General features: G+C 65.9%; 3 protein-coding genes. All 3 read right to left on the bottom strand.

The genetic code is table 11. The features are described 5' to 3' along the window. Positions 1-1,119 (bottom strand): membrane protein insertase YidC (gene yidC, locus ACN269_RS33490; protein WP_421477162.1); only part of this gene is annotated, 1,119 nt, incomplete at its 3' end. Continuing rightward, entirely contained in the window at positions 1,112-1,414 is a 303-nt protein-coding gene (yidD, locus tag ACN269_RS33495; RefSeq protein WP_421477164.1) for a membrane protein insertion efficiency factor YidD, read from the bottom strand. The genes yidC and yidD, both read right to left, overlap by 8 nt. Before the next feature lie 35 nt (positions 1,415-1,449). After that, a partial coding sequence (rnpA, locus tag ACN269_RS33500) for a ribonuclease P protein component (protein WP_421477166.1) occupies positions 1,450-1,718 on the bottom strand: 269 nt, incomplete at its 5' end.

Consider the following 1,718-nt stretch of genomic DNA (forward strand, 5'->3'; position numbering starts at 1 on the left):
CCGTTTGCGCTTCTTGGGCTTCGCGCCGGGCCGCGGTGTCCGGTTGGCGCCGGCACCGTTCGGGCTCGGGGTCGACTTCTTGGCTGCCGTGGACGAACCTCCCGGCTTTTCCGTGCCCGCTGGCTTCCCGACTGTGTCCTCGTCACCTGTGTCGGTCGTCCCGTTCGTCACCGCCGCCTCGTCGGTCGCGGCTGGTGCCTTGCGGGCCCGCTTCGGTTTGGCTCCGGGCGCCGGGGCGTTGGCGGCGCGTCGTTCGAGGGCCTCGATCTTCTTGGCCTCTTCTTCCTTCTCGATCTTGCCGAACACGTAGTGCTGCTGACCGAAGGTCCAGATGTTGTTGGCAAACCAGTACAGGATGATGGCCAGCGGCAGGAACGGCCCGCCGACCACCACGCCGAGCGGGAACACGTACAGCGCCAGCTTGTTCATCATCGCGGTCTGCGGATTGGCCGCGGCCTCCGGGCTCTGCCGAGCGACCGACGCACGGCTGTTGAAGTACGTCGCGATGCCGGCCGCGATCATCACCGGCACGCTGACGACGATCAGCGCGGTGCGGCTGTAGTCCGGTCCGAACGCCTCGATGCCCGCCGTCTGCAGGATGTATGCACCCAGCGGTGCGCCGAACAGATTGGCGTCCAGAAAGTGCCCCACGTCGGTCGCGCTGAACACGTAGTTGCCCAGCGACCTGTTCTCCTCGACCGACAGGTTCAGATGCCCGATGCCGAAGCCGCCAGTGCGGTTGAACGAGCGCAACACATGGAACAGCCCGAGGAACACCGGGATCTGCGCCAGCATCGGCAGGCAGCCCAGAATCGGGTTGAAGCCGTGCTCGCGCTGAAGCTTCTGCATCTCCAGCGCCATCCGCTGGCGGTCTTTGCCGTACTTCTTCTGCAGGGCCTTGATCTGCGGCTGCAATTCCTGCATCTGCCGGGTGGTACGGATCTGGCGCACGAACGGCTTGTAGAGGATGGCGCGCAAGGTGAAAACCAGAAACATCACCGACAGCGCCCAGGCGAAGAAGTTCGACGGGCCCAGTAGGAAAGCGAACAGCTTGTACCAGACCCACATGATGGCCGACACCGGATAGTAGATGATGTCCAGGCTGAACCAGTTAAACACGCGTCTTGCTCTCCACTCGCGTCGTTGGGGTGTCGGCGGTCAGGTCGTCGGCCACACCGGCGGTCTCGGTTTCCGGGGTGTCCGGATCACCGGGACGTTCCGGAATCGGGTCCCATCCTCCCCGATGCCACGGACCACACTTCAGCAGCCGCACCAGCGCCAGTACACCGCCCCGCACCAACCCGTACTCGGTGAGCGCGTCGACTGCGTACTGACTGCAGGTTGGGGTGAACCGGCAGGACGGAAGACGCAGCGGTGACACGGTGTGGCGGTACAGCTGGATGAGCGTGATCACTGCCCGTGCACAGCGGGCACCCACCCCCCGCGCGCTCATCGCCGCGCCGTTCGGGGTGCGGTGCGTTGCAATGCGGTGCGCAACTGCTGTTCGAGCCGAGCCGAGATCGCGTACCGGCTACCGGGGCGGGCCCGGATGACCACCCGGTCGCCCGGATCGAGTTCGCCGACCAGGGTGGCAGCGGCGTGCCGCAACCGCCGCGCGACCCGGTGCCGTTGCACCGCGTTGCCCACGGACTTGGCCACGACAAGTCCGATCTGAGGTCCTTCGGTCATCTCGCTCTCGCATTGCTCGACACGCCGCC

Origin of the sequence: Micromonospora sp. WMMD736, from assembly GCF_049179015.1 — a bacterium.
Taxonomy (GTDB): domain Bacteria; phylum Actinomycetota; class Actinomycetes; order Mycobacteriales; family Micromonosporaceae; genus Micromonospora.